The following is a 26704-nucleotide window of genomic DNA, read 5'->3' on the forward strand; positions in this document are numbered from 1 at the left end:
ACAACACCTGTTAATAAGCCATACTTATCCACATTAGAAACGAAAAATATCGCGTAAGTTGCTGATTTATATCAGCTTGAATGATGGGTATAAGTTTATCTTTTATTGTTAATAATTATTTTGAACTTCGCAATCCCAATCGGGAACAACAGAAATTTGATACCTAATAACAATAAAAAATATATGCAGAATACTTGTACTACAGTATGGAATAACTCACTTCAAACCATCAAAGCCAATATCCCGAACCAAAGTTACAAAACGTGGTTCGAGCCGATCTCAGCTTTAAAATTAGAAGGGAATGTTTTGACTGTTCAGGTGCCAAGTTTATTCTTTTATGAGTGGTTGGAAGAACACTATGTTGGACTTCTGCGCAAGACAGTAAAACAGGAACTTGGAGAAGACGGCCGTCTGGAATATAACATCGTTGTGGACAAAACGACGAACAGTGGCTCGCCGTATACAACGAACATGCCTTCTCATGGTAACACCTCTGCATCGGCGAAATCACAAGCCTTTCCCAAGGCAGAATCGCTAAGCAAGGATTTAAGGAACCCCTTTGTGATTCCGGGACTGAAAAAATTAAATGTAGATCCACAGTTGAACAGGAATTATACCCTGGAGAACTACATTGAGGGCGATTGCAATCGTCTGGCACGCTCTGCGGGCTTTGCTGTGGCCGCTAAACCTGGGGCGACATCATTCAACCCACTGATGATTTATGGTGCGGTAGGATTAGGGAAAACGCATTTGGCGCAGGCTATCGGTAATGAGATTAAACGTACCCATCCGGATAAACTCGTGATCTTTGTATCCTGTGAGAAATTCTGCCAGCAGTTTGTAGAATCCCTGAAAAATAACACCATCAATGATTTTGTGAATTTTTACCAGGCAATGGATGTGATCATTATGGACGATGTGCATAATTTTGCAGGAAAAGAAAAAACACAGGATATCTTTTTCCATATCTTCAACCACCTGCACCAGTCGGGGAAACAGATCATCATTACTTCAGACAAAGCACCAAAAGATCTTTCAGGTTTAGAAGAAAGACTGCTCAGCCGTTTTAAATGGGGACTTTCAGCAGACCTTCAGATTCCTGACCTGGAAACCAGGATTGCGATCCTGAAAAAGAAAATGTATGCCGATGGTATTGAACTGCCTTCAGAGGTTGTTGAATACGTAGCGCATAACATTGACAATAATGTTCGTGAACTGGAAGGTGCCATGGTCTCCTTATTGGCACAATCCACGCTGAATAAAAAAGATATCGACCTGTCCTTGGCAAAGACCATGCTGAAAAACTTCATTAAGAATACCACGAAAGAGATTTCTATGGAGTTTATCCAAAAGCTGGTGTGCGAGTATTTTGAAGTTGCGGTAGACCTGGTTAAATCGCCTACCAGAAAGCGTGAGGTGGTACAGGCCAGACAAATTTCCATGTACTTATCGAAAAGCCTGACAAAGTCTTCACTGAAAAGTATTGGTGCTTTTTATGGAGGAAGGGACCACTCTACAGTGATCTATGCCTGCCAGACCGTGGAAGACCTGATTGAAACAGATAAGAAGTTTAAAGGTTATGTAGATGATATTCACAAAAAACTGAAGATGAGCTAACCTCCGCTGTCAGGATTGGAAATAATAAGGGGCATTCATTTGATATGGATGCCCCTTTGCTATAAAATACTTTTCCTTTCTGGTTCTTAAACCCGACAATCCCGGTGCCTGTCAGCCTGATAGCTGTCTATCCGGATGGTCTGTTATGTTGGGAAAGATAGAAAAGTAGATAGATAAAGTTTGTAAAAAATGGTTTAGCTGATATTTTTAACTGAGTCGCCCTGTTTCTGGGATCTTTAATTTACAGAAGTCTGTTTTTTTGCTGTAGGTTCTTTCTTTTTCCACAAGCCGATGTTTAGTATAGCCCTTCTGATTTTTTTTAATTTTTTATATACCAGAACAATGGCAGTTACGGTCTTTGTGCTTTTGGTTTTGCGCTGCTGGATGTTATCCAGGCGCTCCCTGGTGATTTTTTCAAACCTCGGAAAGGTCTTTGCATAGTTTTCCAGTTCTTTTTCTTCTGCTGTCTGTTGAAGTGAATCCATGCTAATTCCTTTTAGTTTAGCGACATCATAAGTTTTTTCCATCTGACTGACCACATACCATACGGAAGCAAAAGCCATTTTTGTTGCGGTGATCCTGGCTTTGAATTTTAGGTCATAATAACCGGAATCGGTACTTTCAATCTGCTCATACTCCGCTGGCGGAATTCCAAGCTTTTTTGCTGCAAATTGTGTTGTCCATTTTAATTTTAATCTTCCCTGCTTTAAAGCGCCCCCATTGAGTTTTGTTTCCATTCTTTATAAAAGTAAGCCGCAAAAATAATAACATATTTTATTGTAAGACAATGTAATACACTCTTTTAAAGAATAACCAGGACAGAATCATGGGGTGTGTGTGGTATGGATGTATAATGTAAATTAGTTAGGATGAAACTCTGTTTAGATATTGTGATTTTTATTAGGTTTTAAAAATTAATGTGCACTTAGAAGAAAAAAACGGGATTTCCCTTTAGATTTTTGCTCTTGTAGATAATACGAAAACAGAGACGGCCATCACGAAAATAAATATAAAAGCTATCCTCAGGGTGAAGGCTCCGGCAAGAAAACCTATGACCGGGGGACCGATGAGGAATCCTATAAAACTGATGGTCGATACCGCAGCAATTGAAGCACCGGGCGACATGGTCTTTGATTTTCCTGCAGCACTGTACACCAGTGGTACCACAGAGGAAATACCGGCACCAACGAACATGAAACCAATGATACCCCAGAGCAAAGTAGGGAAGAGTACAGCGATCAGCAGTCCGACGGCACTGAGCAGTCCGCTGACCTGCAAAGTCCTTCTCAATCCGAATTTTGCGGAGAAGCTGTCGGCAACAAAACGTCCCAATGCCATCGTACACATACATGCGGTATATCCGGCAGCAATCCAGGCTTTTTCTGCCAGCACAACTTTCTTAAAATAAATTACACTCCAGTCGAACATCCCCCCCTCACAGACCATCGAACAAAAAGCGATGAGTCCAAGGGTGATCAGTGATTTGTCCGGGATCGCAAAAGCGGGCGTTTCGGCTGCGGTATGGTCATTGTGAAGGTACCGCAGGCAAATGATCACTGTAACCACGGTAATCGCGGCAATGATCATAAAATGTGGCGCGGGGGCCATATTGATACCGATCATAAAGGTACCAATACCGGCACCAATGAAACCCGCGAGGCTCCATACCCCGTGAAAGGAAGCCATAATTGGTTTAGGGTACAAGGCTTCGGTAGCAACAGCCTGGGTGTTGACCGATATGTTGGTTGCATTACTGGCCAGACCGAAGACAATCAGGCACAAAACCAGCTGGTAGGCATGGGTAACCATACCTAGGCTGATCAGGGTTAAGCCATAGGCCGAAAGGGCAATGGCAAGGACTTTACGGCTGCCGATTTTATTTACCGCCCAGCCAGACAGGGGGAGGGATAACATTAAACCTACCGGCAGGGCGAACAAAACAGCGCCAAGCGCAGCATCTGATAAGGAAAGGTTCTGCTGTATCGTTGCAATACGCGACGCCCAGCTGGCAAAAACCAATCCTGCCATAAAGAACATAGCAGCAACAACTGCCCTGATGATGTTTTTGGAATAAGATTTTTGCGGTGGTATTGCGTTGGCTGGCGTCATAGGGATGGGGTACTTTTTTTATTTTGGATAATTGATGTCAATTTCGGGTCTATTCACAAAATAAGGGATTAATTGTAGATTATCCCATTTTTAAATGCTGCTCATACGATTTATGTATTATCTTTAAAGCTAGTGATGACGCCAGCAGGTGTATTCATTTCGTTACCTGCCCTGAATAGCTTATAAATTTCAGTGGTTTATTTTATTTTAGTGTAAAAAAAATATGGAAAACAGAAGATCATTTTTAAAAAAAGCAGGTCTTTTGGGATCTGCAGCCATGGTTGCCGGCCCATTGATGTCAAACGCTATGGATGTCTTTTCAGCAGCGCCTAAGGTCCGTGAAATCGGACTTCAACTCTATACCCTGAGGGATGCATTGTCTAAAGATGCACGTTCCACTATAGAGAAGGTTGCCGGAATCGGGTATAACCATGTGGAAACTTTTTATGGATACAAACCCGGCGAAGCGGCCAGTTACTGGGGTTTAAGTTTACAGGAACTGAAAACCCTGCTGGATGACCTTGGGCTTAAAACATACAGCGGTCATTACCAGCTGAATGATTTCCTAACCCTAGGCAATGGTGATGATACTGCGCTGAAAGCACAGCTGGAGATTGCCTCTGCATTGGGACAGAAACACCTGGTGGTACCCGTGCCACCATTTACACTGGTTGATAAACTCAGCAGTGCCGATTTTGAATTTATGGCTGCACAGCTGAATAAAGCTGGGGAGCTGTCAAAGGCTTCAGGCATTCAAATGGGCTACCATAACCACTTCTGGGAATTCAGGAAACTGGATAACGGACAAAGGGGATATGATATCCTGTTAAAAAATACGGATCCGGCACTGGTTTCTTTTGAGATGGATCTTTTCTGGATAGAAAAATCGGGAGTGAAACCATCAGCTTATTTTAAAAGCAATCCCGGAAGATTTCCCATGTGGCATGTGAAAGATATGGATAAGGCTTTAACGGCGCCAATTACTGGTGGAGAGTTGGATAAGTCGCCTTCAATGGATATCCTCAAATCTATCGGGTATACAGAAGTAGGTACCGGAGCCATCAATTTCAAAGATATTTTCAAAGCACAAAAAGAAGCTGGCCTGAAATACATTTTTGTAGAGCAGGATGTCATTAAGATAGATCCTTTTGTGAGTGTGAAAGACAGTTATAACTATGTGAAACAGCAACTGGTGTAACAAGGACATAAAATTTAAATGGGGAACCAGGCTTCCCTGAATTCAGCGCAGGATAACAATGGCATTCCAAAGGATGAAGATCTATTGTTGTCCTGCGCTGAATTTTTAATGCTGGTGTGGATACTATGGAAGAATATGCTTTAATAACCGGTGCGAGTAAGGGAATCGGAAAATCTATCGCCACCTTACTGGCCGTAAAGAAATACAATTTATTGCTGGTCGCCCGGTCGGGAGAGGAATTGGCCCAACTAAAAGAAGACTTAACCGCTGCATATGCCATTCAGGTTGACCTGCTGGCGATTGACCTCTCTATGCCTGGTGCTGCACTGGAGGTGGCAGATTGGTGCAGGGAGAAGGCCTATACGGTCTCCATCCTGGTCAATAACGCAGGATTTGGATTGTGGGGGAACTTTGATCAGTTGTCGATTGATGAGCAGTTGAACAGCATACAGTTAAATATCAATACGGTCACCGAACTCACGTTCCGGCTGTTGCCCTCACTCCGGACTTGTCAACAGTCCTATATACTGAATATTTCCAGCACAGCTGCTTACCAGGCGCTGCCAACCCTTGCGGTATATGCTGCGACCAAAGCCTATGTGCTCTCTTTCAGCCGTGCGATCCGTATGGAACTGCAGCATACTTCGGTATCTGTGACCTGTATCAGTCCGGGTCCGGTGGCTACCGGTTTTGCAGAACGGGCCGGACTCTCTGTGATTAAGGATTTGGCAGAGAAATTTAATATGGATCCTGACCAGGTCGCTGCCTTTGCCTTAAAAGCCATGTTCAGTAAGAAATCAGAGGTTATCCCCGGTTTCACCAACCAGGTATCGGCTTATGCCAACCGTTTTCTTCCCAAAGCGATCATTGAGCGGGTTGCCGCCAGCCTCTATAAAACCCGCTAAGCTGCCGGGGATATTTTCGCTATTTTGTTCATGGTACTGTGAGACAGTGGTATATCCTGCTATTATTTTTAAATATTTTTTTAAAATAATAGCAGGATATAAAAAATATTTTATATGTTTGTTTAATGTCTACCAAAATGGTAGTCTTTATGAAAGAAATGATCAACAACAGCACACCTACCCACTCTTGTAAAGCAATGCTTCAGCTGATGAAGTATATGCAGGGCTGCTGTTGTTAATCCTGCAGATCTTCCCGATCTAAATTTTCTTTAAAAAAATCAATCCTACTTCTCATCTTTTAATCCTATAACCATGGCAAATTCGTACCCTGGATTCTCTTTAGGCGAATCCTTAACCGCAGAACAAAAGTCCTTTTTTAACACCAATGGATTTATCCATTTCAAAAATTTCATTACCCCGGAAACGGTAGATTCTATTGTCAAAGCCTCCCTGGAGGTGCAGCATAACTGGATTGAAAAAGGGGTAGATAAGGTAAATGGTGTACCTATAAAATATGGGCAGGACCTGGATGGTTCTACCCTGGTACAGCGTTTTGCATTTATCAACCAGCACCATTCTACCTTTAGCGGATTATTACTTGACCCACGTCTGAAAGGGTTATTTGAGCTGGCAGGTGCCGATGCCCGGCTGGGTGAAAATGAAAAAGACGGCATGGTGTTCAACCATTATGTAAATGGCCCGGATAGCAAGTTCACAAAAATGGGCTGGCATACTGACGGACTGCGTGATTTATTCTATGGAAAAAAACTGAACCCAATGCTGAATGTCGGTATCCACCTGAGTAACCTGAAACCGGAGAACGGGGGATTGCGGATTATTCCGGGCACCCATAAACAGAACCTTTACCAGATGCTGTTCAGAAAGAAATATTTCATGGACCATGACAATGACCCGAATGAAGTGGCCATTGTGCCTGAAGCAGGTGATCTTACCGTGCATGATGGCCGTTTGTGGCATCGTGTGGCACAGTCGTCTATTGTTGGTGAACAGAGCCGCAGGAGGGTTATCTATATTCCGATCATCGCGGGGAAATATGCACCTAAAAATGAGCATAGTCCAACTGTGTTTTATCAGCGGTTTGCAGGTTTAGTTAAATAGGGGGGATTCCATATGCTTTTTTTAATTGTGGTTAACTACCTGATCAGATCGGGAAGGTTAAACAAACCCATTCTTTTCTGCCGGAATACCTATAAAAGGCTGTCTTTAAAATGACCCTGCTTTTTACGCCTGAATGAAACCGGGAATGCTGTTTTTTTCCTGAGCGTCAGTGTATATATCTGGTCTTTCTTGTTTCCCGGGAGCTGCAGCAGCCCTGGAAAAAGAAGAATAAAAAAAATTGAAATAAAGTCTACTTATTTAGTATACTATTTGTACATTTGTTTTCAACAAGAGTTCTTAAATTTATTTACTTATCCAGAAAGACTGAGGGAAAGGCCCTGTGAAGTCTTAGCAACCTGTGCTATACAAGGTGCTAATTCCTTCTGCCGTTGAGGTGGACAGATAACAATCGCTATCAGATTTTGCTGGATAAGTCATACTTAATCAATTTAATCCAGATAGAAAATGAAGATTTACCTTGACAATGCAGCGACCACCCCTTTAAGCAGAGAAGTTTTTCAGGCTATGGAGCCTTTTATTTTCGAAAACTTCGGTAATCCCTCTTCCTCGCATTCCTACGGGAGGCAGGCAAGGAAGGCTATTGAAGAATCCAGGAAGACAATTGCTGATTTACTGAACACCAACCCTTCACAGATTATTTTCACTTCCGGTGGTACGGAAGCTGACAATACGGCGATCATTTCCGCTATCCGGTCTAATGGGATTCGCCTTGCCATTACTACTCCTTTAGAACACCATGCCGTATTACATACCCTGGAATCCCTGAAACGTACAGGGGAGATCGAGTTGGTCTACCTGAGTCATGACCATAAAGGAAACTTGTCTATCCGGGAACTGGAACAATTGCTTTCTACCGGGGACAGGGCATTGGTATCCATCATGCATGGAAACAATGAAATTGGGAACCTTAACGAAATTGAATCTATTGCTGAAGTCTGTTGTAGGTACGACGCTATATTTCACACCGATACGGTACAAACCATGGGACAATACCGTTATGATACCCAACAATTGCAGGCAGATTTCCTGGTTGGTTCTGCACATAAGTTCCATGGCCCAAAGGGAGTAGGTTTCCTTTACAGCAGCGCGGCCAGTCAGATTACCCCTTTAATTAATGGAGGTGCCCAGGAACGAGGACAAAGGAGCGGTACAGAAAATGTCTCCGGGATTGTAGGACTGGCAAAAGCCCTTGAGCTAAGTTATGCCAATGCCGGGGTTTACCATCAACATATCACCCATCTTAAACAGAAAATGATAAAGGATTTATTTTACAGGATTCCGGGAATCAGATTCAACGGAAATTCAGCAGAGCACAACAGTTTGAAAACGGTGCTGAGCGTTTCATTGCCCGATCAGGCAAACGGACTTTCACCCATATCTTATCTCGACCAGCTCGATATCTGTGTGTCAGGCGGCAGCGCCTGCACCAGTGGATCCGGTTCGCATGTGTTAAAGGCTCTTGGAGACCAGCAGGGACGCACCACCATCCGTTTCTCTTTCAGCAGGTACAATACTGAAGCAGAAATTGATGAGGCAGTGAACCAGCTGGCCAATCTGTATGTGCATGAAACACTCACTGAAATGCGTGCAGTCTGCTAGAATCATATTTTAATACCTTGATATACATAGGTATAACAATTAATACTACTAAATTAGTAGTATTAATTGCAGAAGTGATTTATCCTTCTTATATTTATAAAAAATAATTGACAAAAAACTAAAACTCTCATTATGATATCCATCATACAACTTCCTGAAAGCTTTCTGAAATCTTACTCAGATAAAGTCATGCGTTGTTGTTGTTGCTCCTAAACCAAAATCATGGCTTCCTCCTAAAAAGGTTATTCTTTCAAATATTCTTATTTAAAATCCTGGTACCCCGGGGCATTTTGATAGAGTATTATGGTGGTCATGTATTCTGGTCAAATAAGTTGCCGGGGTATCAGGAAGGCGCCTAACTAATCACCACCACTAGTTAGGTTTTTACTCTAATTAATCACCACCATTAATTAGTTGATTTATACAGAAGAAGGGAGAGTCAGTCTCGTTGAACTTCTAGCAACTTTCCGTAGGAAAAAGTGCTCAAACTGATCTGGAAACAGATTATAAATTAACCCATAACAGGTTACACTTCGTTTCATGTGAATCCATGTATAGGCTCAACCGGTATTTGCCGGAGGGTATTGTGCTGGATCGGCCTGGACAGGAAAACTTGTTATTAAAAACTATTAAAATATAGTGTTTAAATTAATAACGATGATGATGAAAACTACAATTTCCTCGAAAATTGCGTGCCTGATGACCTCAGTAGTCCTACTGGGGGGAACGGTATCCGCAAAAGATTCAAAGCCTTTTCCGAAGGAAGGAATATGGCGTGGTGTGTTTAGTGTAAGTGAATCGAAAGTTCCGTTTAATTTTGAATTTAAGGGCAAGGATCCGAAAACAGCCGTGTTGACACTGATCAACGGGTCGAGGCGTGACGATTTTCATGTGGAGCGTCTTGGGGAGGATTCTATCTATGTGAAGATGAATACCTATGATGCTGCACTTGTGGCAAAACTGGAAGATAATGGTACACTGACCGGGGAATACCGGAGTCTGGTTCCTGGATTCAGGGGCAATTCTTTGCCTTTTGTCGCAGAATACGGTAAAAATTACCGGTTTGTAGCCCCTGGAAAGGAGGTGGCACCCAGCCATGATATTTCCGGTAAATGGGAGATTAAAACCTATACCAAGGAAGCGGTGCCAGCCTCTATTGCTTTACTGAAACAGACCGGCAATAAACTGACCGGAGTAATTATGACCGTAGTAGGCGATACGCGGGAGCTGGAAGGAACAGTACAGGGCGATGAGTTTGAATTGTCGGGATTTACCGGTCCCAGTCCTTTTATTGTCAGGGGTAAGATCAATGATGACAACAGTATCTCCGGAGAACAGGGATTTGGAATCTATAAGAACCTGAAGTTCGACGGACAACGCAATGAGAAAGCTGAACTGCCGGATCCCTACAAACTGACTTTCCTGAAAGAAGGATACAAAAAACTGGACTTTACTTTTCCGGATTTGAATGGAAAAAAAGTCTCCCTGAGTGATGACAAGTATAAAGGTAAAGTGGTGATTATAGAGACGATCGGTACCTGGTGTCCGAACTGTACCGATCAGACCGTTTTCCTTGCCCCATGGTTCAAGAAGAACCAGAAGCGTGGGGTGGAAGCCATCGCTATTGGCTTTGAGCAAAAAGATGATCTGGAGTATGCAAAATATACACTGGGCGTGCTGAAAAAGAAATATGGAATTACCTATGATGTTCTTTTCGGCGGGATTGCCGATAAAAAAATAGTTGCTGAAAAACTGCCGGCACTGAATAAGTTTGTTGCTTTTCCCACAACGATCATTATTGACAGGAAAGGTGAGGTGAGGGAAATTTATACCGGATATACCGGAACAGTCACCGGTAAATATTTTGAAGAGTATGAGAAGAAATTCAATAAGGTACTGGATGAACTGATTGCTGAACCGGTGCCGGAACTGGCTTCTGCCAGAACGGTCAACGGAAAATAAGGAATATTTAAGTTCTGTTTTAACAAATATTTACAGTCTATTTTAACCCATTTAAAGGTTTAACCGGTTGGTTGACCTACACGCTTAATCTCTTTTTGATATGAAAAATCATGTGTATAAAATACAGGTGCTGGCCCTTGCTACGCTTATTTCTTCCTCTTCACTGGCCTTCAGCAAGCACCCGGATGATCCGAAGGGAAACAGGAAATTTATTAAGGAAGGCATCTGGCGGGGTGTTTTCAAAGTAAGTGAAAGCGAAGTGCCTTTTAATTTTGAGCTGAAAGGTAAAGATGCAGAACATGCCACGTTTACGCTGCTCAATGGAACCAGGAGAGATGATTTCCATATCCAGTACCTGGGTAAGGATTCACTTTTCATCAAGATGAATACCTATGATGCTGCGCTGGTGGCAAAGATTGAAAGTGATGGTAAGATCAGTGGTGAATACAGGAGCCTGGTTCCGGGACTTCGGGGAAATGCCTTGCCTTTCACAGCAGAGCAGGGGAAATCTTACCGTTTCGTAGAGCCGGGTAAAGATATCGCACCTGCAGCGAACCTGAGCGGAAAATGGGAGTTCAAAGGTTTCTCTAAAGAAGCGGTGCCGAATAAGGTAGCGATACTGAAACAGGTAGGCAACAAACTGACCGGTGTCATCATGCAGGTGACCGGCGATAGCCGCGAACTGGAAGGAACAGTACAGGGCAATCAGTTTGTCCTCTCCGGATTTAGCGGGCCAAGTCCGAAAATCTACAGGGGAACCATCAATGAAGACGGAACATTATCCGGTGAAATTAGTCAGGGGATCTATGACAATCTGAAATTTACCGGCGTGAAAGACGGGAAAGCGGAATTGCCGGATCCCTATACACTCACTTCCCTGAAACCAGGATTGAAGAAGCTGGCTTTTACTTTTCCCGACCTGGATGGAAAGCCTGTTTCCTTAACAGATGAGAAGTACAAAGGGAAAGTCGTGATTGTAGAGCTGGTAGGTACCTGGTGCCCGAACTGCACTGATCAGACCATCTTCCTGTCGCCATGGTTCAATAAAAATAAAGACCGTGGGGTAGAGGCCATCGCTATCGGTTTTGAACAAAAGGATGATCTTGAATATGGCAAATATACCCTGGGTAAACTGCGCGATAAGTACAATATCAAGTATGATATCTTGTTCGGGGGACTGGCTGACAAGCGTCTGGTGGCAGACAAGTTACCGGCCTTAAATAAATTCATTGCTTATCCCACAACGATCATTATCGACCGCAAAGGAGAAGTCAGGGAAATTTATACCGGATATACCGGTACGGTTACCGGGCAGTACTATGCCGACTATGAGAAAAAGTTCAACAAGGTACTGGATGAACTGATTGCTGAGCCGATACCTTCTGTGAGCGCTGCCAATGCCCCGGTGACAGGAAAATAATACCTAAACGATTTAAACATACCTACTAATTCTAATCACATGAAACAAATTACCACCCTGGCTGCAGCAGCAACCGTTTTTGTTCTTTCTTCTTTTACGATTGTCCATTCGCTGGTTCCGCAGCAGCAACAGGCTTATTGGGAACAGGCAGCCTCCAAAGCGGAGTCTTTTAAAGTGGATGCCACCCATAGCAAGCTGACCTGGCTGGCTAAAAAAGTTACCGGAGAACATGCCGGAACGATTAATGTAAGCGCGGGGGCACTGACTGTCGAAAACAATGTATTAAAAGGTGGCAGCTTTGACCTGGATACCAAGTCGATTACAGTGACAGATATTGAAGATAAGGAAGCCAATGGCAAATTGCTGGGACACCTCAAAAGTGACGATTTCTTTGCTGTAGAGAAATTCGGAACAGCCAGGTTCGTGATTACCTCTGCAGTTACCAAAGGGGCTGGAGCCTACCTGATTAAAGGGAATCTTACCATAAAGGGAATCACCAATGAAGTGAGTTTCCCAGCCAGTGTAACGGTAAGTAACAATAAACTGTCGGCCAATGCGAAGATTGTGGTGGACAGGACGAAGTATGACATCAAATTCAGGTCTAAAAGTTTTTTTGAGAACCTGGGTGATAAGACTATCGCAGATGACTTTGAACTCAACATTCAGCTTGTGGCAAATAAGTAAGTGTTGGTTTTATTTGGTTGGATACCGGGCAGGACATCTTCTGCCCGGTCCTTAATACACCGGATAGCATTTACATTTTTTGACCTTACAGAAGAAAATACAATGAAAAGAACCAAACTCATGATTTTTGTGGTGATGACCAGTCTGGTATTCATTATCGCCGGTTTTGGTGCGGATGACCCCGAATTGATCAACAGTAAAGAACGGCTGGGAGAGAAGTTGTTTTTTGATCCTATATTATCAAAAGATAAGTCTATCAGCTGTGCTTCCTGCCATAAGCCAGAATTTGCATTTGCCGATACCGCGGTAGTCAGCATTGGTGTAGGCGGTGCAAAAGGATTGAGAAATTCTCCTTCGGTCACCAATCTTTCCGGCCGGCCGAATCTTTTCTGGGATGGCCGCGCTTCTTCCCTGGAAGACCAGGCCTTACAGCCAATCATTAATCCTATAGAAATGAACCTGCCCATTGCCGAGGCACTGGAAAGGCTGCAGAATGATAAAACTTACGCCGTTTTATTTCAGCAGATTTTCAATGCAGCACCCAACCAGAAGAATTTGCTGCAGGCCATCGCTGCTTATGAAAGAACGCTGGAAACGGCCAATAGTCCGTACGACCGTTATATTAATGGTGACGATGCAGCCATTTCTGAAAATGCAAAACGGGGAAGGTTACTGTTTATCGGGAAAGCCAATTGTAACAACTGCCATTCCGGGGAGGATTTCACGGCCGACCGTTTTAAGGGCATTGGTTTATTCAACGGAGAAGAATTGAAAGATGCAGGCAGGTTTCAGGTGACCAATAATCCTGAGCATGAAGGGCATTTTAAAATTCCCGGACTGAGAAATGTGGCATTGACTGCTCCCTACATGCACAACGGAATGTTCAGGACGCTTAAAGATGTCATTAAATACTATAATAACCCCGATGAGGTGATCAAAAATGGAAAGAACCGCGACCTTTCCTTAAGTAAACCCCTGGGACTTACCACAACTGAAATGGATGATCTGGAAGCCTTTTTGGTTTCATTGACAGACGACAGGTTCCTAAAAAAGCCATGAAAAACATGGAGGCCTGTTAAAAAACACTACTAAATATTTTTTTAAACGAACTGATTTACAGCAACAAATGCGGTGGGTTAGCCTGGGCTATGCCCAATTTAAACGACGATAAATGAAAATAAAACTACTCTTGATACTACTTTTGGGTATAGGTGTATTCCCTGAAATTTTTGCTCAGCAACGGACGATCAGCGGACTGGTTACTTCTGCGGAAGATCAGCTGCCCTTACCGGGAGTTTCGATTAAGGTGAAAGGCCTGGATGGAACTGCAACGACCAATAAAGACGGATTCTATAAAATAACGGTAAAAAACGGACGGTTCCTGGTCGCTTCCTATATCGGCTATAAATCGTCCGAAGTCCAGATCGGTACCGCTACCACCATCAATATCAGGCTGGAGCAGGCCGACAATAATCTGAATGAACTTCAGATTGTAGGGTCACGTAATGCCAACCGTACAAAATTGAATTCACCTGTTCCGGTAGATGTAATTGACCTGAAGAGCCTTCAGCAATATTCTCCCCAGGCCAGTGTGACCCAGTTGCTGCAATATGTTTCTCCATCCTTTCACTCCTCCGTTTCCGGGGGAGGGGATGCTGCATCTGCGACTTCCACCGTGCAGCTGAAAGGTTTGGGCGTGGACCAGGTGCTGGTCTTGGTCAATGGAAAAAGAAGGCATAAAAGCTCCAATATCAGTTGGGGAGGCCTGGGAAATGGAGCGACAGGATACGACCTGAATGCTATTCCTGTCGGTTCTATTGACAGGATTGAGATCCTGAGGGACGGTGCTGCTGCCCAGTACGGCTCGGATGCCATTGCCGGAGTAATTAACATCGTGCTGAAGAGCAATGTAGATGAGCTGACCATCAGTACACTGGAAAGTATACGCAGGAGGGGAGATGGACTGACCACCCGTACCAATGCAAATGTAGGCCTGAAGCTGGGTGCAAAAGGATTTCTGAATGTAACTGGTGAATATGCTACCCAGGCGGTTTCGCTTCCGGCAGGAAAAACCGGCGATGGTCTTTACATTGGGCCGGCATATGGTGGCGGTGCAAATACACGGGGATTTGATCAGATCTATACCAAAGAGATTGATGATGCAATTATTGCCAGCAGGGGTATAGACCGCCATTTTTTTGATACCCGCGGATCTACGAATAAATCAAAGGACGGACTGCTATCCTATAATGCTGCCGTACCGCTGAACAATGGCTTCGAAGTATACTCTTTTGGGGGAATAAGTCACCGCAATTCCCAGTTTACAGCAGTTTACCGATTGCCGGGCTGGACAGAGCGCAATAATACTTTCGTATATCCTGATGGTTTCCTTCCGGCTATGGACAATATCATTACCGACCTTTCCTTTGCTGTTGGGGTAAAAGGAAAAATTAAAGAATGGAATGTCGATATCTCCAATGTGTATGGCAGGAATGCCTTCGATAACCTGATCAGCAATTCCTTGAATGCCAGTCTTGGCCAGAAAACTCCCAGAACTTTTAACGCCGGTAGCTATAATGCTTCTCAGAATAGCGGAAGTATAGATTTTTCGCGTAAGTTCGATAAGGTGTTGAGTGGACTGAATGTGGCTTTTGGGGGGCAATACCGGGTAGAGACTTACCAGATCAAGGCGGGTGAAGAGGGCTCTTACTCGAAGGCCGACTTAAGTCCAATATATAACGTGGAATACACGACTGGTGGAATTCCCTACCTTGTTGCTGCGGGAAGCACCCCTTTGAACGGACTGTCCCCGGGCTCCCAGATCCATGCGGGATTCCGCCCTTCTAATGAAGTAGATGCAAAACGTTCTATTTCTGCGGCCTATGCGGATGTGGAATTGAATGTGACAAAAAACTGGCTGGTGTCCGGTGCATTCAGGGTAGAAAACTATGCCGATTTTGGAAGTGTAAGTACTTACAAAGCAGCCACAAGATATAGTTTTGCAAAATGGCTTGCCATCAGGGGCGCTTTCAATACCGGATTCAGGGCACCCGATCTGGCTCAATACTATTATACCGAAACCTCTACAACCTTCCAGAATGGGGTGGCCATCGACCAGGTGACCGCAAATAATGTAAACCCTGCAACCAAGGCCCTGGGAATTCCATCCCTGCAGCCTGAAAAGTCCAAAGGTTATTCCGCTGGGATTACCTCACAGCCTTTGCAGAATATAGAGCTTACACTCGATGCTTACCAGATCGATATCAGGGACAGGGTAGGAAATACGGGACGTTTTTCTGCTACGGATACCAATTTGCCGGCTGACGTGAGGGCGCTTTTTGTGCAAACAGGCACGGTACAGGCCAAGTTTTTTTACAACTCGTTCAGCACACGAACAAAAGGGGTTGAGTTTACGGGAAGTTATAAGTTCTTATTGCCAAATGGTGCCAATGCAGCCTTCTTAGCGGGCGGTAATTTCCAGAAGACCAGGCTGACCAAAGTGAATACACCGAAAGGCCTGGAAGCTTACCGTTATATCATCTTTGACGAAAGTGAAGAAGTACGGGTTACTTCGGCTATTCCGGCGACGAAGATCACTTTGCAGGGAACCTATAATTTCAAAAAGCTAAGCCTCCTGGCACGTGGTGTTTATTTTGGTTCGGTCACTGCTGTAAGTCAGCTGAATGCGAGTTTTCCTAAGCCTGACTATTATTATCAGGTGTACAACCCGATCTGGGTAGTTGATGTATCGGCGGGATACAGGATCACCCCGATATTACAGGCAACGGTAGGAGTCAACAACCTGTTCAATGAACTGGGAGATTATGCGATACCTGCACCGGGCAGCAATATCACCAGGACACCATCGCCGGGCGCTGTACAGTCCGGTTCAAACGCAGGATTACAACCTTTTATCAGACTATCGGCCAATTTTAAATAAAAAATATAAATCATTTGATGATGAGGGGATCGGCAGGCCAAATCGGAGTTTGCTCCTGAAAATGTTGATCAGGCCCCTTAAAACAATTAACATATCCTTCATGAAAAAATTTAAAAATTATATATTGATCACCGCGTTCCTGCCAGTTGTTTTTTCTTCCTGCGGTAAGGCAGATTACCTGGATGTGGATGCGGGCGACAGACCGGCACTGAGTGCCAAGGTTAAGTTTGTGAATGCCCGTTTGTCAACTACAGCCGTACATTTCTGGGATTTCACCAGGAAAGTTACCCCAGTTGCCTTGCAGAGAAATACGGCTTCGGCCTATCTGGAAACACAATATGGAAAAGTCCAGTACAATGTGACCGAAGGAACGTCAACTTCCTATAAGGCCTCTTATGTTTTTGGGGGGAGTGCCAATTTTATACAGGAGAGCAATTCCACTTCTTTCGCAGGACCTAATGGGCCGATTGCCGACTTTGCCCATACTTTGTTTACCGTTAAAAAGCGGCTGACCAGTACCCTGAATCCCAATAACATCGATAGCCTCATCCTGGTTTATGATGACCTGAGCCTGCCTGCTGCCGGAAAAGCCAAAGTACGCTTTGCTAATTTTGCGCCTGATGCTCCAAATCTTGATTTCAGCTATGCTGCCGGGGAAACAATTTTTTCTGGTGTAGGTTATGGAAATTTTGGTGGTCAGGTCGTCATCCCTTATACTGCAGGGAAAGCTCCTGCAGTGGTGGAAGGGTTAACCTGGAAGACATTAGGCCCCTTTAAAGAAATAGATGCAGCTTCGGGCCTGAGTTTTCAGCTTAAGGATGCTGCTAGCAAGGCTGTCATTCCTGTAGGGGGAAATTCGCTTTCCGGTATTGCGCTGGAAAGTGGTAAAATCTATACCATATTTGTGAATGGATTACAGGGTGGTTCCCCTGAACTGACGGCCACAGTGATTGTCCACAATTGATCAGGTCTTCCAAACAGCAGCGATGTTTTTTCTAAACACTGCTGCTGTTATTGTTATTGTTGTTGTTGTTGTTGTTGTTTCCGGGGGTTATCCGGAATGTTTGGCATCAATCAGCACCGCCAATTGTATACAGGGCTGATCGGAGCGGTTGCTCCATGCATGGTTCGTGCCTCTCTGGATCACAATATCACCAGTGCTCAGCTTTACTTCCTCTTCTTCCAGGACAAGGTAAATTTCACCTGAGGCAATGATGATATAATCGATTGTATCCGTCTGGTGAAACAGGGGATGCCGGTTATGCTCCTGGGTTGCTGGAATCCCCAGGTCTTTATCGGGAGGAATGCTGACATACCTGAAATAGGTGCCGTTCGGCGGAGTGACCGGAATAGCAGTATTGGGAATCGATAGCTCTTTGGAGAGATCTACAGGCATGGTATTGGTCGCCCATACATCAGAGATCACCAGTCCTGGAAAATCTTCGGAAACATTTGTCACCTGTGCATCTTCAATGATGACGGATTTTCCTCCATTGATACCGGTTACTATTCTTCTTGGAATGGTAGGGAACTTGCTCATAATTTATGGTTTTTATGGTCATAAAAGACACAGGTTCATTGTTTTTAAAAACAAACCTGCTGATAGATAATTCTGGAAAAAGGATACTTACTTCGAGACGAAGGAAAGTTTGTTTAAAAAGGAAGCCAGTGTTTTTCTCAGTCCACTGAACAGCTCTTCGGAGCCTGTCGAATTATTATTGCTTCGGGAACGTGTCGTATTGGAAATTTCACGGCAGGTGAGTATAAAGATATACTCTTCGAGGGATTCAATCTGCTGCTCATGACGATTGATCCAAAGGGTTTTAAATACGGTGGTTACCGTTTGTTCAATGTGGTCGGGGTCGTTAATCGCTTTGCTCACAAAATAATAGACACGCTTGAAATATAGATTTATAATATCTTTCAATGCTTTTTCATCATTTTTTCTGATAAGATTTAAGAGTTCCAGGTCACCGTCAGCCACAATTGTATATAATTATATTAAAACTTTATAAATTTTTTTCTTCATTTTAAAAACCAGAGGCTATTCTTTTAAATAGCCCCTGATAAAATCAAATTAATGAGCAATTTCTGCTTGCAGAAATTATTACAGACCGGAATGAGTACAGTCTGTAACCAAATGCACAAGGCCATCCGGCTTTGTTAAATTAAAGAAAGTGGATCTAACCACTGTTGAAAAGCTGATCTGGCTGTAAGTATACAGCTTCAATCGCTTAGACGTCAAGAGCGGATTCGAACCGCTGTTACAGGTTTATGAAACCAATGCCTAACCACTCGGCCACATGACTATAATGTGCTGCCCATTTTCTCTGTTGAGCATGTACAAAGATAATAAAGTATACTAAATTAGTAGTATTTATTTTCAGATAAATATCCGCTGTTTCCGGCCCGGGATTGACCGTAAATGCTGATCAAGCTAAGCGCTGATAGATTGTTTTACCAGCTCCTTTACCGGCCGTATTTTATTGGTAGTTTAACTGGCCTGACACAATAATGATTCCTGCAGACTGACCACTTCACCTATAATTATTATTGCAGGATAACTGAGTTCCCCATCCTTAGCTGCCTGTTCCAGATCTTTGGCCGCACAGATCACTTTTTTCTGATGGGGAAGTGTGGCATGTTGTATGATGGCTGCGGGAATATGTCCCAATCCGGCAGAGCAGTAGATGTCCGCTATTTCCGCCAGTTTTTTCATTCCCATGTAGATCACCACTGTTGCAGAGCTGTTGATCGCACAGCGTAGATCGCGCGAAAGACTACCATCTTTTTTTGTTCCGGTAATCACCCACAGGCTTTCACTCACCCCGCGGTGTGTCAATGGAATACCGTTTAGTCCGGCAGATTGCATACTGCTGATCCCTGGGATATAATGTGTTTGTATACCCTGTTCTTCCGCATAGCATAATTCTTCATAACCCCTGCCAAAGATATAAGGGTCTCCGCCTTTCAGGCGAACGACTACCTTATCAGGTGCGGCGTACTGCCTGATCAGTTCATGAATGGTATCCTGTGGGGTATAGTTTCCATAGGGTTGCTTTCCAACATATACCAGTTTGCAATGTTCCGGAGCCATTTCCAGCAGTTCATTATTGATCAGGTTATCATATAGGATAACATCTGCACGCTGTAATGTCCTGTAACCTTTTAAAGTAATCAATTCCGGGTCTCCCGGGCCACCGCCCATGATAAATAGTCCGTATTCAGCTGTTTTGTTTTTCATTTGCCTGGTTTTTTATGGGGTAATAACATAAAATTGATCATTTAATCTCGTATTTCAATGATATATTATGATAAAAATCATAATATTTTGATTTTATTGAATTAATAATACATATTTGTATATCAAAAATCATATAAAATAACCTTTGGTTGTCTTATTTATAATATGTTTTTGTGATGTAGAGCTGAAAAATGAATTTATGGCTGATTGCTGATAGATTGTTGTGATGAAAAACACTAAAAACCTGAAAAAAACCTGAAAACCTTAATTTAAAATGTCAAAACGCATGAAAAAGGATACAATTGTAGTGATAGGCAATGGAATGGTCGGCCATAAGTTCTGTGAAAAACTCATTGCAAAGTCGCGCGACTTTGATATTTATGTTTTTGGCGAAGAATCGAGAAGGGCGTATGACCGGGTGCACCTCAGTGAATATTTCAATGGGAAAAGTGCCGATGACCTTTCTCTGTCGGCGGCAGACTGGTATGAGAACAATGGGATCACACTGTACCTGAATGATCCGGTAAAAGATATAGACCGGCAGACCAAAACTGTTTATTCAGGCAGCGGGAGGGCATTGCCTTATGATATGCTGGTCCTGGCAACGGGCTCAGCTGCTTTTGTTCCGAATATACCTGGCCTGGGGAAAGACGGGGTATTTGTATACCGGAATATCGATGACCTGGAACTGATCCAAAGTTATGCCCGTCATGTAAGTCATGCAGCTGTGATGGGAGGGGGCTTACTGGGGCTGGAGGCAGCGAAAGCATTAATCGACCTGGGAATTGAGAAAAACCATGTCATTGAATTTGCTCCCCGTTTAATGCCCCGGCAAATCGATAGTGCAGGGAGTGAAATGTTAAGTGCCAAGCTCAGTGCCCTGGGTTTACAGCTCCATTTAAACAAGAACACGGTTGCGATAAAAGGCGATACAGAAATTACAGGGCTGCAGTTCAATGATGACACGGAACTGGATATTGATATGCTGGTCATCTCCGCCGGGATCAGGCCCCGTGACGAACTGGCAAAGCTCTGCGGAATAGAAGTGAGCAGCCGCGGGGGGATCATTGTAGACCATAAAATGCAAACCAGCGACCCCGCCGTATTTGCTATCGGGGAATGCGCATTATTTGAACAGACCATCTACGGTCTGATTGCTCCGGGATATGAAATGGCTGAAGTGGTCGCTGCCAATTTGTGCGGCGGAGACAAGTCATTCAGCGGTTTTGATATGAGCACCAAACTTAAACTGATTGGTGTGGATGTCGCCAGTTTTGGCGATAACTTTATCACGGAGCCGGATTGCAGGACCATCATATTTGAAGATACCCATAAAGGAATTTATAAACGCATCAATATAAGTAACGACGGGCGATACCTTTTAGGGGGTATTTTAATTGGTGACGCAGCAGCCTATCCTATGCTGCTGCAAACCGTTAACAACAGGATCCTCCTTCCGCCAAATCCGGAAGACCTCATCCTGGGGTCAAGGGGAGGGAATGCGGAAGAAAATTCGGGTTCAGGAGTGGCATCCTTGCCGGATGAAGCCCTGATTTGTAGTTGTGAAGGCATTACCAAAGCTGCGATCTGCAATTCCGTAACTGAGCAGGGATGTGAGACGGTGGAAGCAATAAAAAAATGTACCAAGGCGGGTACAGGGTGCGGCGGTTGCATTCCGATGGTGAAGGACCTGATGGTCTATACCCTGAAGGCGAATGGCAAATATGTACGCAATGTAATTTGTGAACATTTCAATTATAGCCGGCAGGAATTGTACGACCTGATCCATATTCACCAGATCAAAAGCTACGATGAAGTATTGGATGAACTCGGAAAGGGAGATGGCTGTGAAACCTGTAAGCCACTGGTGTCTTCCCTCCTGGCCAGTCTGTGGAAGGAGATGATCCTGCAGAAGGGCAATGATACGGCGCAGGATAGCAATGACCGTTTTCTGGCCAATATCCAGAAAGGCGGTTCCTACTCTGTGGTGCCGCGAATTCCGGCCGGTGAAATCACACCCGAGAAACTGATTGTCATCGGTCAGGTTGCCCAAAAATATAACCTGTACACAAAGATTACCGGGGGACAGCGCATCGATCTTTTCGGTGCGCACCTGAGCGACCTGCCCCTGATCTGGGAGGAATTGATTGATGCGGGTTTCGAAAGTGGCCATGCCTACGGGAAAGGACTGAGGACAGTGAAAAGCTGTGTGGGAAGTACCTGGTGCCGCTTCGGATTGCACGACAGCGTGAGCTTTGCTGTCAGGATTGAAGACCGCTACAAAGGGCTCCGGGCACCGCATAAGTTTAAGTCGGCCGTGAGTGGTTGTATCCGGGAATGCGCCGAGGCACAGAGCAAGGATTTCGGAATTATTGCTACGGAAAAAGGATGGAACTTATATGTCTGCGGAAATGGAGGCAGTAAACCCCAGCATGCGCTGCTGCTGGCTTCGGATGTCGACAGTGATACCTGTATCCGTTACATAGACCGGTTCCTGATGTTCTATATCCGCACTGCGGATCCTCTCACCAGAACGGCTACCTGGCTGAACAAAATGGAAGGTGGAATTGATTACCTGCGTAATGTGGTGGTCAATGACAGTATTGGAATGGGGAGGCAATGGGAAGAGGAAATTGAAATGCTGGTCGCTTCGTACAAATGTGAATGGAAAGAGGCGGTAGAGAATCCTTCCATCAGGAAAAGGTTCAATCACTTTATCAATGCTCCGGGAGAAAAGGATCCGACGGTAACGTTTACGGAAATGCGCGGGCAGAAAAAAGCGGAATGGACCAAAGCATAACCAGTGCGGTTAAATCAGTTATACAATAGCTAATCATATCTCAATTTATACCCTGTTCCTTATGAATACACTATGCGAAAATGAAATATACACCTGGTTTGTTGCCTGCCGTGTAGAGGATGTTGCTGAAAATGGCGGTGTCTGTGTGAAATACGGTGCCGAACAGATTGCACTTTTCTACTTTACCCGCCGTGGGGAGTGGTATGCCACACAGAATGAATGTCCCCACCGCCGTCAGATGGCATTGAGCAGGGGGATGATCGGTACCGCCGGGGAAGAACCCAAAATTGCCTGCCCCTTCCATAAAAAAACATTTTCCCTGAAAACCGGGGAATGTCTGACAGGGGATGAGTGCGCAATTCAAACCTATCCCGTGAAAATTGAGGATGGATTGGTGTATATCGGATGGAAATCAACTTTGTAACTATATGGACTATGTATCACCAAAAGAAGTAGCCGGCACGATGATGAGTGCCGCTATTTCAAAATCATCTTTGCAGGTCAGGGACCTGCTCATCAGAGGTAGCATGTCGGGTGCCTTGCTCGGCATCTCTGTAACACTCGCTTACCTGGCTGCCGCCCAGACGAAACTGAGTATGGCGGGTGCCCTGGTATTCCCGGTCGGATTTATCATCATTATCATTCTGGGAATGGAGCTGGTCACGGGAAGTTTTTCCCTTGTTCCGCTGGCCTGGCTGGAAGGGAAAATAACGGCATCGGTAATGCTGAAGAATCTGTTCTGGGTTTTTGTGGGCAACCTGATTGGCAGCATGTTATTTGCCTTTTTATTCTGGAGCGCTTCCTCCGAGACAGGTACACTGCCTACCATGGGGCCAATTGATCAGATGCTCGTTGCCGCCGCGGAGAAGAAGACTACGGGTTATGCTGTACACGGTTTTGCGGGATTGTTTTCCGCATTTGTTAAAGCGGTTTTGTGTAACTGGATGGTCTGCATGGGTGTTGTCATGGCAATGACTTCAAAGTCGACTTCCGGAAAGATCCTTGCTGCGGGTATCCCAATTTTTATCTTTTTTGCCCTCGGATATGAACATGCTGTAGTGAACATGTTTGTCATCCCGGCCGGGATGCTGTTTGGTGCAAAAGTAAGCTTCGCTGAATGGTGGCTGGATAACCAGCTGATTGTAACGCTGGGAAACATTGTAGGTGGCCTGTTATTTACCGGGATGGCTGTTTATTACACCCATGGCAAACCAGAAAATCAAGTCAGTACACCTATCCTATAAATTGATCAGTTCATTTTAACCCGCCCATCACATGCACTATTACGCTCGCCTATCACTCATTTGTTTTGCCATTACCCTTTCCGGCCTGCAGGCCAGATCACAGCAGCATGCTGCAGCCCCCATACAACCGTTGCTGTTTGAAGGAACCATTGTAGCCGGATACACAGATCATGGTGCCTATGTCAACTGTACGGGGCCAGGGATTAAATTTAGCCGGAAACCAATTGCCCTGCTTGTCGGATTGTTGCCCGGCTTACGTATAAAGGAAGATAAGGGGACTGCAGGCAGCACAAAAAATTCAGTGCTCACGCCATCTCTGGGATTCGGACTCACTGCAAGCTACAAACATCTGGCCGTACAGCTGCCTTTTTATTATAACAGTAAAACAGCTGCCAGGAATGGGAAATGGAACCCAGGAATAGGGCTGGGGTATAAATTCTAGCCATCGGGAGGGATTATGGTCAGAAAGGTTGATGCTCCGGACCACTTCTGATCATAATTCCCTGTGGGATCAGGGGATTTCTGCGGTGAGCAGTTTTAGTCCCTTTGCATCCCGAATCTGTATCTTTTTTCCGATCAAGGTAATCAGTTGTTCCTGGACCAGGTCGTTCATGGTCCTGAAAACAGTTTCGTAAGTAGCCCCGGTAAAAGCCGCGAGGTCCTGGCGGCTCAGGTCAATACTGATACAGTTTTGTTCATCCAGGCCAAATAAGTCCTGGAGGTGGAATATAGCCACTGCAAGCCGGCTTTTGACAGACATCAGGGCCAGGTTCCTCATTTTTTCTTCTGATTCCCGGAGGTCTTCCGCATAAAACATCATCAGGTTGAAAGCCAGTTCATGGTTTACTCTGAGGGTCGCCAGAAAGAATTCCTTTTCAATAAAACAAAATGTGGTCGCCTCCAGTGCTGTTGCAGAGATCGGGTAGACCGAATTTTCCACACCGAGTCCCCTGTGGCCGAATATTTTTCCTTTGGTGGCAAAACGAATGATGATATCTTTCTCTCCCCATTTCTTGTGTACCTTCACACTTCCGGAATAAATGAAATAAACACCGGTTACGGGTTCCCCTTCTTTAATGATCTGTTCTCCTTTTTTGACGGAGAGGTTTTTACGGTGATTTTCAATTGCAGGTTTCCATTCTTTTAGGGCCAGCTGACACATAAAGCAGGTTTGAAGGTCGCAATTCGTATTTTTTCTCATTCTCGGTCAGTAAATGGTGGAAATGTGACCGTAAAAGTAAGCAGATAATTCATTTTATGCGCATATCCGCACTATACATTTGATTTCCGGATGTCAAACCCTGCTGATAGCGCATTCAAAAGGGGACTGGCCTAAGCCCTTTCCCTTATTTTGTAGTTGAATTCTTTGCAGGGTTTCAGATTTCTTCATATCGGAGTACATAATTATTATAGATGTTCTTGATGTTAAATACCTCATCGAATATGATCAGTAAGAGGACTGGCAGGATGATCAGTTCTATTTCTCCTGCTTTCCATAGTAAAAAAGCCAGGAGAGTCAGGATTCTGGAGCATTCCAGGTAATAAATCCACTTTTTTTGCTCCATCAGGGCCCCACAGTTGATCAGGGTGAGTAAAATCATTGTGGTCATAAAGAGCTTATCATCCAGGCCAAGGTAGGCATATCCGGCGGTAATAAAAGTGAGGAGCAGAATAGAAAAAATAAGCTGGATGTTTAAATATTTCCTAAACTTAAAGCGGTACTGGTCGGGAGACCTGTCCTGGAAATACCTCTTTTCAAGTGCAGGCCTGATCTCCTGGTTGAGTAATCCCGGGTTTCCAAAAATAATTTTCAGTCTGCCTTTGAATGACTTCGTCTGTTTGCAGGCCTCGATAATCTCCAGGTAATAATGGAAGTGCTGCCAAAGAAAGCTGTAGCTTTTAATGGGATGCGTCAATCCGTATTTAGGTGCCTCTTCCTCCTTTTGGAAGGTGCCGAAGATTCTGTCCCAGAATGTAAAAACATCACCGAAGTTTTTATCCAGGTATTTCTCATCGCTGGCATGGTGGATGCCATGGAGTGAGGGGGTGATCATAATGTGCTCCAGCCAGCCCAGTTTACCAATAAGCTGGGTATGGGTAAAAAAGGAATAGGCACCATGCACCATTAAAATGGTGATGACCATGTTTGGATGAAAGCCGAGAAAAGGGATGGCGCACCAGAATATATTGCGTATCAACGCCTGGAAGACCGTTATTCTGGCGGCAACAGTGAAATTGAATTCTTCACTCTGGTGGTGGACAATATGTGCGGCCCAAAAGAAATTGATCTGGTGACCCAGACGGTGGTACCAATACCACACCAGGTCGGTGACCAGGATCAGTAAAATCCAGACCCACCAGCTATTGGGGATATTAAAAAGTGCGTAATTCGTGTAGATCCAGACGTAAAGGCTGTAAAAACTTGCCGTGATAAACAGGTTGAGCAAGCGCTCAGCGATACCGATACTTAAATTCGAGATAGAGCTTTCATATTTGAATACCCCGGTTTGTTTCTTCCTTACCGCAAGCAGGTATTCCAGCAGTAAGAAGATGAAAAACGCAGGAATGGCAAAGGCTTCATAGTTGATGCCGGCTGCTAACAGGACAATTGTATTCGTTGTGTTTACCATATTGAATAAAGTATACTAAATTAGTAGTCTTTACAAAAGTAGAAAAATATTTTACTTAATCCACCGGAATGTAATTTTTTAGCGGGGGATATAAGGGGCAAAATCCCTGGAATTTAAAAGCATATATTTTTGTCTACTTATTTGTTAGATATTAAATACCATCACCAGTGATCAATATGATGTACTTGGAGCAGAAAAGGTTGGCCTTTTTT

At 44.3% G+C, this 26704-nt stretch carries 22 protein-coding genes, 1 tRNA gene and 2 riboswitches; of the genes, 15 read left to right on the plus strand and 8 right to left on the minus strand.

All coding sequences use genetic code 11. From position 1 onward, the window contains the following. Positions 1-183 precede the first annotated feature (183 nt). Positions 184-1617, plus strand: a complete 1434-nt coding sequence (dnaA, locus tag ACSBL2_RS06885) for a chromosomal replication initiator protein DnaA (protein WP_442590941.1) — start codon at positions 184-186, stop codon at positions 1615-1617. A 236-nt stretch (positions 1618-1853) separates the two neighbouring features. On the opposite strand, the gene ACSBL2_RS06890 is transcribed toward dnaA, so the two are convergent. Both ACSBL2_RS06890 and ACSBL2_RS06895 read right to left on the minus strand, forming a co-directional pair. After that, positions 1854-2354, minus strand: a complete 501-nt coding sequence (locus ACSBL2_RS06890; protein WP_442590942.1) for a hypothetical protein — start codon at positions 2352-2354, stop codon at positions 1854-1856. A gap of 214 nt (positions 2355-2568) precedes the next feature. Continuing rightward, on the minus strand, positions 2569-3726 hold the full coding sequence (locus ACSBL2_RS06895) for an MFS transporter (RefSeq protein WP_442590943.1): 1158 nt from the start codon (positions 3724-3726) through the stop codon (positions 2569-2571). Positions 3727-3949: 223 nt separating this feature from the next. Between ACSBL2_RS06895 and ACSBL2_RS06900 the strand changes: the two genes are divergently transcribed. From ACSBL2_RS06900 to ACSBL2_RS06945, 10 genes are all read left to right on the plus strand, one after another. Then, entirely contained in the window at positions 3950-4924 is a 975-nt protein-coding gene (locus ACSBL2_RS06900) for a sugar phosphate isomerase/epimerase family protein (protein ID WP_442590944.1), read from the plus strand. A 125-nt stretch (positions 4925-5049) separates the two neighbouring features. After that, on the plus strand, positions 5050-5829 hold the full coding sequence (locus tag ACSBL2_RS06905) for an SDR family NAD(P)-dependent oxidoreductase (protein WP_442590945.1): 780 nt from the start codon (positions 5050-5052) through the stop codon (positions 5827-5829). A gap of 312 nt (positions 5830-6141) precedes the next feature. Next, complete coding sequence (locus ACSBL2_RS06910; protein WP_442590946.1) at positions 6142-6948, plus strand: phytanoyl-CoA dioxygenase family protein; 807 nt, start codon at positions 6142-6144, stop codon at positions 6946-6948. 308 nt (positions 6949-7256) lie between these two features. Beyond that, a riboswitch (SAM riboswitch) is annotated at positions 7257-7357 on the plus strand. A 56-nt stretch (positions 7358-7413) separates the two neighbouring features. After that, positions 7414-8568 (plus strand): cysteine desulfurase family protein, encoded by a 1155-nt coding sequence (locus ACSBL2_RS06915; RefSeq protein ID WP_442590947.1) that lies wholly within the window; start codon positions 7414-7416, stop codon positions 8566-8568. A 416-nt stretch (positions 8569-8984) separates the two neighbouring features. Continuing rightward, positions 8985-9081, plus strand: a riboswitch (SAM riboswitch). Between the two features lie 186 nt (positions 9082-9267). Then, positions 9268-10530: a peroxiredoxin family protein gene (locus ACSBL2_RS06920; protein ID WP_442590948.1), complete on the plus strand. Its 1263-nt coding sequence runs from the start codon at positions 9268-9270 to the stop codon at positions 10528-10530. A 100-nt stretch (positions 10531-10630) separates the two neighbouring features. Next, positions 10631-11950, plus strand: a complete 1320-nt coding sequence (locus ACSBL2_RS06925) for a peroxiredoxin family protein (RefSeq protein ID WP_442590949.1) — start codon at positions 10631-10633, stop codon at positions 11948-11950. A 39-nt stretch (positions 11951-11989) separates the two neighbouring features. Continuing rightward, complete coding sequence (locus tag ACSBL2_RS06930; RefSeq protein WP_442590950.1) at positions 11990-12634, plus strand: YceI family protein; 645 nt, start codon at positions 11990-11992, stop codon at positions 12632-12634. 102 nt (positions 12635-12736) lie between these two features. Next, positions 12737-13693 carry a cytochrome-c peroxidase gene (locus ACSBL2_RS06935; protein WP_442590951.1) on the plus strand — a complete coding sequence of 319 codons (957 nt, stop codon included), beginning with the start codon at positions 12737-12739 and terminating at the stop codon, positions 13691-13693. Positions 13694-13805: 112 nt separating this feature from the next. Continuing rightward, the gene (locus ACSBL2_RS06940; protein WP_442590952.1) at positions 13806-16574 is read left to right on the plus strand and encodes a TonB-dependent receptor; all 2769 of its coding nucleotides are present in this window, start codon (positions 13806-13808) and stop codon (positions 16572-16574) included. Positions 16575-16674: 100 nt separating this feature from the next. Continuing rightward, a complete protein-coding gene (locus ACSBL2_RS06945; protein WP_442590953.1) occupies positions 16675-17538 on the plus strand; it encodes a hypothetical protein in 864 nt (287 codons plus the stop codon). A gap of 87 nt (positions 17539-17625) precedes the next feature. Here ACSBL2_RS06945 and ACSBL2_RS06950 read toward each other — a convergent pair whose 3' ends face one another. The 4 genes from ACSBL2_RS06950 to cobA form a co-directional block, all read right to left on the minus strand. Continuing rightward, entirely contained in the window at positions 17626-18114 is a 489-nt protein-coding gene (locus ACSBL2_RS06950; protein WP_442590954.1) for a cupin domain-containing protein, read from the minus strand. A gap of 87 nt (positions 18115-18201) precedes the next feature. Continuing rightward, the gene (locus tag ACSBL2_RS06955) at positions 18202-18558 is read right to left on the minus strand and encodes a hypothetical protein (protein ID WP_442590955.1); all 357 of its coding nucleotides are present in this window, start codon (positions 18556-18558) and stop codon (positions 18202-18204) included. A gap of 254 nt (positions 18559-18812) precedes the next feature. Beyond that, positions 18813-18883, minus strand: a tRNA-Met gene (locus ACSBL2_RS06960). 185 nt (positions 18884-19068) lie between these two features. Continuing rightward, positions 19069-19818, minus strand: coding sequence for a uroporphyrinogen-III C-methyltransferase (gene cobA / locus ACSBL2_RS06965; protein WP_442590956.1), 750 nt, complete (start codon positions 19816-19818; stop codon positions 19069-19071). 286 nt (positions 19819-20104) lie between these two features. Here cobA and nirB point away from each other — a divergent pair, with 286 nt between their 5' ends. From nirB to ACSBL2_RS06985, 4 genes are all read left to right on the plus strand, one after another. Further along, entirely contained in the window at positions 20105-22618 is a 2514-nt protein-coding gene (gene nirB / locus ACSBL2_RS06970; RefSeq protein WP_442590957.1) for a nitrite reductase large subunit NirB, read from the plus strand. A 61-nt stretch (positions 22619-22679) separates the two neighbouring features. Further along, on the plus strand, positions 22680-23042 hold the full coding sequence (nirD, locus tag ACSBL2_RS06975) for a nitrite reductase small subunit NirD (RefSeq protein WP_442590958.1): 363 nt from the start codon (positions 22680-22682) through the stop codon (positions 23040-23042). Positions 23043-23046: 4 nt separating this feature from the next. Next, positions 23047-23862 (plus strand): formate/nitrite transporter family protein, encoded by an 816-nt coding sequence (locus ACSBL2_RS06980; protein WP_442590959.1) that lies wholly within the window; start codon positions 23047-23049, stop codon positions 23860-23862. Between the two features lie 31 nt (positions 23863-23893). Continuing rightward, a complete protein-coding gene (locus ACSBL2_RS06985) occupies positions 23894-24304 on the plus strand; it encodes a hypothetical protein (protein ID WP_442590960.1) in 411 nt (136 codons plus the stop codon). 69 nt (positions 24305-24373) lie between these two features. Here the strand turns inward: ACSBL2_RS06985 and ACSBL2_RS06990 are convergent, their stop codons facing one another. Further along, complete coding sequence (locus ACSBL2_RS06990) at positions 24374-25063, minus strand: Crp/Fnr family transcriptional regulator (RefSeq protein ID WP_442590961.1); 690 nt, start codon at positions 25061-25063, stop codon at positions 24374-24376. 175 nt (positions 25064-25238) lie between these two features. Next, positions 25239-26492 (minus strand): sterol desaturase family protein, encoded by a 1254-nt coding sequence (locus ACSBL2_RS06995; RefSeq protein WP_442590962.1) that lies wholly within the window; start codon positions 26490-26492, stop codon positions 25239-25241. Positions 26493-26704: the final 212 nt, after the last annotated feature.

This window comes from Pedobacter sp. AW31-3R, from assembly GCF_052180285.1.
Lineage (GTDB): Bacteria > Bacteroidota > Bacteroidia > Sphingobacteriales > Sphingobacteriaceae > Pedobacter.

Excerpts from the sequence above, each read along its gene's own strand:
- ACSBL2_RS06945 (WP_442590953.1), top strand. The coding sequence starts at position 16,675 with ATGAAAAAATTTAAAAATTATATATTGATCACCGCGTTCCTGCCAGTT.
- ACSBL2_RS06900 (WP_442590944.1), top strand. The coding sequence starts at position 3,950 with ATGGAAAACAGAAGATCATTTTTAAAAAAAGCAGGTCTTTTGGGATCT.
- ACSBL2_RS06925 (WP_442590949.1), top strand. The coding sequence starts at position 10,631 with ATGAAAAATCATGTGTATAAAATACAGGTGCTGGCCCTTGCTACGCTT.
- ACSBL2_RS06995 (WP_442590962.1), bottom strand. The coding sequence starts at position 26,492 with ATGGTAAACACAACGAATACAATTGTCCTGTTAGCAGCCGGCATCAAC.
- ACSBL2_RS06915 (WP_442590947.1), top strand. The coding sequence starts at position 7,414 with ATGAAGATTTACCTTGACAATGCAGCGACCACCCCTTTAAGCAGAGAA.
- ACSBL2_RS06935 (WP_442590951.1), top strand. The coding sequence starts at position 12,737 with ATGAAAAGAACCAAACTCATGATTTTTGTGGTGATGACCAGTCTGGTA.
- nirD (WP_442590958.1), top strand. The coding sequence starts at position 22,680 with ATGAATACACTATGCGAAAATGAAATATACACCTGGTTTGTTGCCTGC.
- ACSBL2_RS06895 (WP_442590943.1), bottom strand. The coding sequence starts at position 3,726 with ATGACGCCAGCCAACGCAATACCACCGCAAAAATCTTATTCCAAAAAC.
- ACSBL2_RS06990 (WP_442590961.1), bottom strand. The coding sequence starts at position 25,063 with ATGAGAAAAAATACGAATTGCGACCTTCAAACCTGCTTTATGTGTCAG.
- ACSBL2_RS06930 (WP_442590950.1), top strand. The coding sequence starts at position 11,990 with ATGAAACAAATTACCACCCTGGCTGCAGCAGCAACCGTTTTTGTTCTT.
- cobA (WP_442590956.1), bottom strand. The coding sequence starts at position 19,818 with ATGAAAAACAAAACAGCTGAATACGGACTATTTATCATGGGCGGTGGC.
- ACSBL2_RS06920 (WP_442590948.1), top strand. The coding sequence starts at position 9,268 with ATGACCTCAGTAGTCCTACTGGGGGGAACGGTATCCGCAAAAGATTCA.
- ACSBL2_RS06890 (WP_442590942.1), bottom strand. The coding sequence starts at position 2,354 with ATGGAAACAAAACTCAATGGGGGCGCTTTAAAGCAGGGAAGATTAAAA.
- ACSBL2_RS06940 (WP_442590952.1), top strand. The coding sequence starts at position 13,806 with ATGAAAATAAAACTACTCTTGATACTACTTTTGGGTATAGGTGTATTC.
- ACSBL2_RS06910 (WP_442590946.1), top strand. The coding sequence starts at position 6,142 with ATGGCAAATTCGTACCCTGGATTCTCTTTAGGCGAATCCTTAACCGCA.
- ACSBL2_RS06950 (WP_442590954.1), bottom strand. The coding sequence starts at position 18,114 with ATGAGCAAGTTCCCTACCATTCCAAGAAGAATAGTAACCGGTATCAAT.
- ACSBL2_RS06985 (WP_442590960.1), top strand. The coding sequence starts at position 23,894 with ATGCACTATTACGCTCGCCTATCACTCATTTGTTTTGCCATTACCCTT.
- dnaA (WP_442590941.1), top strand. The coding sequence starts at position 184 with ATGCAGAATACTTGTACTACAGTATGGAATAACTCACTTCAAACCATC.
- nirB (WP_442590957.1), top strand. The coding sequence starts at position 20,105 with ATGAAAAAGGATACAATTGTAGTGATAGGCAATGGAATGGTCGGCCAT.
- ACSBL2_RS06980 (WP_442590959.1), top strand. The coding sequence starts at position 23,047 with ATGGACTATGTATCACCAAAAGAAGTAGCCGGCACGATGATGAGTGCC.
- ACSBL2_RS06905 (WP_442590945.1), top strand. The coding sequence starts at position 5,050 with ATGGAAGAATATGCTTTAATAACCGGTGCGAGTAAGGGAATCGGAAAA.